5 protein-coding genes and 1 pseudogene are annotated in these 5,591 nt (G+C 72.2%); all 6 read right to left on the reverse strand.

The window, feature by feature from the left end:
* A pseudogene (locus CCN42_RS16005) lies at positions 1–461 on the reverse strand (IS5 family transposase); the annotation flags it as partial.
* Positions 462–525: 64 nt separating this feature from the next.
* Positions 526–1,731: a cytochrome P450 gene (locus CCN42_RS16010; RefSeq protein ID WP_086736392.1), complete on the reverse strand. Its 1,206-nt coding sequence runs from the start codon at positions 1,729–1,731 to the stop codon at positions 526–528.
* Between the two features lie 54 nt (positions 1,732–1,785).
* Positions 1,786–2,451, reverse strand: coding sequence for a response regulator (locus CCN42_RS16015; protein ID WP_086167498.1), 666 nt, complete (start codon positions 2,449–2,451; stop codon positions 1,786–1,788).
* A complete protein-coding gene (locus tag CCN42_RS16020) occupies positions 2,448–3,812 on the reverse strand; it encodes a sensor histidine kinase (RefSeq protein WP_245877302.1) in 1,365 nt (454 codons plus the stop codon). Before CCN42_RS16020 ends, CCN42_RS16015 begins: the two co-directional genes overlap by 4 nt.
* Positions 3,813–3,921: 109 nt before the next feature.
* Positions 3,922–4,596 (reverse strand): response regulator, encoded by a 675-nt coding sequence (locus CCN42_RS16025; protein ID WP_086167496.1) that lies wholly within the window; start codon positions 4,594–4,596, stop codon positions 3,922–3,924.
* The coding region (locus CCN42_RS16030; RefSeq protein WP_245877303.1) for a sensor histidine kinase at positions 4,593–5,591 on the reverse strand (999 nt) is incomplete at its 5' end. The genes CCN42_RS16030 and CCN42_RS16025, both read right to left, overlap by 4 nt.

Consider the following 5,591-nt stretch of genomic DNA (forward strand, 5'->3'; position numbering starts at 1 on the left):
GCCCCGGCCGTCGCAGGCGAGATGGATCTTTGTGGTCAGCCCGCCGCGGGACCGGCCCAGCGCCTGGCCAGCCGACGGACATGCCGGATCTTCCAGTTCGTCCCCCGCCGCCGCCCCTTTTTGCGGGCACCAGCGGCGTGCTGATGCGCCCGGCTGATCGTGGAGTCGACCGACACCGTCCACTCCACGGCCCCGACGGAGTCGTCGCGAACCTGGACCTGCCCGAGCAGGCGAGCCCAGGTTCCGTCCGCCTCCCAGCGGGCGAACCGTTCATAGGCCGTCTGCCACGGCCCATAGCGTTCCGGCAGGTCACGCCACGGAGCACCGGTCCGCAACCGCCACAACACCCCGTTGATCACCTGCCGGTGATCACGCCACGGACGACCCCGTCCGTCAACACCAGGCAGCAGGGGCGCTATCCGCTCCCACGCCGCATCCGTCAGCTCACCCCGACCCACCACAAGATCAATTATCAGACAGGTCCTAGGGGGTGTCGTCAAACTCCCGTCTGCCCCGCGACGCCCCCTAGCGGATCTCCACGGTCAGGCCCTCCAGGCCCCGGATCACGAAGTTCGGCTTGCGGTGCGGCTCCGTGGCCAGGGTCAGGGTGGGGGCCCGTTCCAGCAGTGCCCTCATGGACGCGGCCAGTTCGAGGCGGGCCAGCGGGGCGCCGATGCAGTAGTGGATACCCGCGCTGAAGGAGATGTGCGGGTTCTCCGCGCGGGTGAGATCGAGCCGGCCCGGAGCGGTGAACACCGCCGGGTCGTGGTTGGCGGAGCCGAAGAGGAGGGCGAGTTCGGCGCCGCGCGGGATCGTCGTCCCGTCGATCTCGATCTCGTCCAGCACCCAGCGCTCGAAGAGCTGGAGCGGGGTGTCGTAGCGCATCAGCTCCTCGATCGCGGACGGGACGAGGGAGTGGTCCGCGCGCAGTGCCGCCAGCTGGTCCGGGTTGCGGAACAGCGCCCACCAGCCGTTGACCGTGGCGTTCACCGTCGCCTCGTGGCCCGCGTTCAGCAGCAGCACGCAGGTCGAGATCATCTCCTGCTCGGTGAGCCGGTCGCCCTCGTCGTGGGCGGCGATCAGCCCGGAGATCAGGTCGTCACCGGGCTCCTTGCGGCGCTCGGCGATCAGGTCGCGCAGGTAGTCCGAGAACTCCACCGACGCCCGGACCGCTTTCGCCGCCGTCTCCTCGGACGGGGTCAGCTCGTACATCCCGCAGATGTCCGCCGACCAGGGCCGCAACGGCGCCCGGTCGGTCTCGGGGACGCCCAGCATCTCGGCGATCACCGCCACCGGCAGCGGCTCGGCGACCTCGGCGAGCAGATCACCGCCGCCGCGCCGGACCAGCCCGTCGACCAGCTCCCCGGCCAGCGCCTCCACATACGGCCCCAGCCGCTCGACCGTGCGCGGGGTGAACGCCTTGGACACCAGGCGCCGGATCCTGGTGTGGTCCGGCGGCTCCAGGTCCAGCATCCCGTGGTCGTTGAGGGTGTGGAACGGCTCGTGCTCCGGCGGGGGCGGGGTGCGGCCGAAGTCCTCGTGGGTGAAACGGTGCCGGTACGTCCGCCCCAGCCGGCGGTCGCGCAGCAGCGCCGAGACGTCCGCATGGTGCGGGACCAGCCACTGGTTCGTGGGCTCGTAATGGTGCACGCGGCCCCGGGCACGCAGCTCGGCGTAGGCGGGGTACGGGTCGGCGAGGAACGCCGGGTCCCACGGGTCGAAGGCTGCCATGACCGGACGCTAGCCCGGCGCACCCCTCACTGACCAGGGCCGGCTCATCCCGGCTCATCCCGGGGTGACCAGCCTCGCCTCGTACGCGAACACCGCCGCCTGCGTCCGGTCCCTGAGGCCCAGCTTCACCAGGATCCGGCTCACATGGGTCTTGATCGTGGACTCGGCGACCACCAGCCGCGACGCGATCTCCGCGTTGGACAGGCCGTGCGCGATGAGCACCAGCACCTCCGTCTCCCGGTCGGTCAGATCGCCGTACGCCTCCTGCGCCTGCGGCAGCAGCTTCGGGACCTCGGACAGCTTGGAGAACTCGGTGATCAGCCGCCTGGTGACCGACGGGGCGAGCAGCGCCTCACCGGACGCCACCACCCGCACGCCCTCGGCCAGCTGGCGGGCGGAGGCGTCCTTGAGCAGGAAGCCGGAGGCTCCCGCGCGCAGGGCCTGGTAGACGTACTCGTCGAGGTCGAAGGTGGTCAGCACCAGCACCTTCGCCGCGCCGTCCGCGGCGACGATCTCCCGGGTCGCCTCGATGCCGTTCAGCTCCGGCATGCGGATGTCCATCAGCACCACGTCCGGCGCGAGTTCGCGGACCTTCGCCACGGCGTCCCGGCCGTTCACCGCCTCGCCGGCGACCTCGATGTCCGGCATCGCGTTCAGCAGGACCGAGAAGCCCTCGCGCACCATCATCTGGTCGTCCGCGATCAGGACGCGGATGGTCATGCGTCACCCTCGCTCGCCGCCGGGACGGGCAGGAAGACCGTCACCTCGTACCCTCCCTCGTCCGTGGGGCCCGCCGTCATCTCGCCGTTCAGCATGGAGACCCGCTCGCGCATCCCGGTGATGCCGTGGCCCGCCCCGGGCGAGGGCTTCACGAGGGAGGGCTCGGGCGGCGGCCCGTTGACTATGCGCAGGCCCAGGCCCCCGAGAACGTATCCGATCTCCACGCGGGCGCTCGCGCCGGGCGCGTGCCGGAGGGTGTTGCTCAGCGCCTCCTGCACGATCCGGTACGCCGACAGCTCCACGCCCTGCGGCAGTTCGCGCACCGCGCCGGTCACCGTCTTGCCGGCGTCGAGGCCCGCGTCGCGCACATTGGCGAGCAGCGCGTCCAGGTCGGCGAGGGTGGGCTGGGGGGCGTCCGGGGCCTCGTAGTCCTCGGCGCGGACCACGCCCAGCACGCGGCGCAGCTCGGTGAGGGCGGCCACCGCGTTCTCCCGGATCGTCGCGAAGGCGCGCTCCAGCTCCGGCGGCGGGTTCTCCACCCGGTAGGGCGCTGCCTCGGCCTGGATGGCGACGACCGACATGTGGTGGGCGACGACGTCGTGCAGCTCGCGGGCGATGGTGGTGCGCTCCTCCAGGAGGGTGCGCCTCGACCGCTCGTGCGCGGTCACCGTCTGCTGCGCGGTCACCTCCTGTTCGGCCTCCCGGCGTATGTGCCAGATCGTGATGGCGAGCAGGACCAGGGCGGAGACGACCAGCATGGGCGCCGTGTTGGTGGTGTAGTGATCCCAGCCGAAGAGGCTCTCGGCGAAGAAGCCGTACACCGCGGTCAGTGCCCACGTCCACGCCGCCGTGCGCGGCCGGGTGCGGATCGCGACGACCGCCAGCACCACCAGGTGGGAGATGAAGGCGCCGGGCGGCCAGGGCCAGTCGCTGTAGCCGCCGTTCAGGACGGTGCCGAGCAGGGTCGCGACCAGCGACGCCCAGAACGCGAGGACCGGGCGGACCATGGTCAGCACCACGGGGGCCAGGGTGAACAGGCCGACGAGCAGTCCCAGGTTCCCGCCGCCGTGGGTCGTCGAGGTGACCAGCAGCGCCAGGAAGCCGGCCACGGCGATCAGCGCGTGCGGGGTCCAGGACGCGTACTCCCCGAGCCGGCCGCCCAGCCGCCGGGTGACGGGGCCGTCCACGGCCATGCGGGGCAGCGGACGGTAGGCGAAGGCACCGGTGAACAGGTCCTGCCGCAGACCGCGCAGGGCGTCGGCGGCCAGCCGGTACTCGGGGCTGCGCGGCTTGTACGGGGCGAACGCGGGGTCCGCGCCGTTCGGCGGGGGCGGTGTGTGCGTCTGGGGCGTCTCGGTCACGTCCGAAACGTTAGGCCGGGGCGGGGTCCCGGTCGTCACCAGCGAGAGGGGTTCTTCGGCGTCCGTCTCAGGTACTACGGGTCGCCCCCGCGGCCTCCCGGGGGCCGGTTCAGTAGCCCGTCGGCCGCACCAGCCCCGACTCGTACGCGAACACCGCCGCCTGCGTCCGGTCCCTGAGGCCCAGCTTGACCAGGATCCGGCTGACATGCGTCTTCACGGTCTGTTCCGCGACGACCAGGTGGCGGGCGATCTCCGCGTTGGACAGGCCCCGCGCGATCAGCGCCAGTACCTCCGTCTCCCGCTCGGTCAGGTCGGCGACGCGCTCCTTGAGCGGCCCCCGGGGCGCGCCGTCCAGGCGGGAGAACTCGGCGATCAGCCGCCGGGTGATGCCGGGCGCGAGCAGCGCGTCCCCCGCGGCCACCACCCGTACCGCCTCGGCGAGCTGGTCCGCGGAGGCGTCCTTCAGCAGGAACCCGGAGGCACCGGCCCGCAGCGCCTCGTAGACGTACTCGTCGAGGTCGAAGGTGGTCAGCACCAGCACGCGGGTGCGCTGCGTCGACGCGGTGACGCGGCGGGTGGCCTCGATGCCGCCCAGCTCCGGCATGCGGATGTCCATCAGCACCACGTCGGGGTCGAGTTCGGCGACCTTGGCGACCGCGTCCAGGCCGTCCACCGCCTGGCCGATCACTTCGATGTCCGGCTTGGTGTTGAGCAGCACGGTGAAGCCCTGCCGGACCATCTGCTGGTCGTCGGCGATCAGTACGCGGATCGTGCCGCTCGTCATGGGATCTCTTCTCCTGTCGGGGGCTCGGGAAAGATGTACTCCGCTCCCAAAGGGCCCTGGAAGTCGTCGCCCACCAGGTCGCGGGCGACGCCGTCCCTGGGCAGGAAGGCGACGACGCTGAACCCGCCGTGCAGGGTCGGCAGCGCGCTGACATGGCCGCCCAGCATCGCCGCGCGCTCGCGCATGCCGAGGAGCCCGTGTCCGGCCCCCGGGGAGGGCTGCACAGGACGCTCCGGGCGGCTGTTGGTTATCTCCAGGAGCAGGCCCTGCGGCACATGGTCGACCCGGACGCGGACCTCGGAGCCGGGCGCGTGCCGCAGGGCGTTGCTGAGCGCCTCCTGCACGATCCGGTACGCCGACAGCTCCACCCCGGGCGGGTACGGACGGCGGGGCTCGCCCCGGACGTCGGCGGTGACACGCAGCCCGGCGGCCCTGGTGTTCTCCATGAGGGCGTCCAGACGGTCCAGGGTGGGCTGCGGGGCGTCCGGGGCGGCACCGGTGCCGGACTCGCCCAGGCCGTAGGGGTCCTCGGGGTTCTCGGAGCGCAGCACGCCGAGGACGCGGCGCAGTTCGGTCAGCGCCTCCAGCGCGTTCTGCCGGATGCCCGCCAGGTTCTCCTTCAGCTCCTCCGACGGGTTCTCCACCAGGTGCGGGGCGACCTGCGCCTGGATGGAGATCACCGACATGTGGTGGGCGACGACGTCGTGCAGCTCGCGCGCGATCCGGCTGCGCTCCTCCAGGACGGTGCGGCGGGCCCGTTCCTCGGCGGTCATCGTGGCCTGCCGGCCGAGTTCGTCCCGGGCCTCGCGGCGCCCGCGCAGGGCGGTGCCGAGCAGGACGACGAAGGTGAACACGGACACCGCCACCACACCGGTGCTCGCGTAGCGGGAGGCACCGATGACGCCCTGGAGGAGATAGGTGGCCAGCGCCGTCACGGCCAGCGCCTCGAACGCCACCCGGGTCGGCACCCGCAGGGCGAGCAGCAGCAGCACCAG

Origin of the sequence: Streptomyces glaucescens (assembly GCF_002154375.1) — a bacterium.
Lineage (GTDB): Bacteria > Actinomycetota > Actinomycetes > Streptomycetales > Streptomycetaceae > Streptomyces > Streptomyces glaucescens.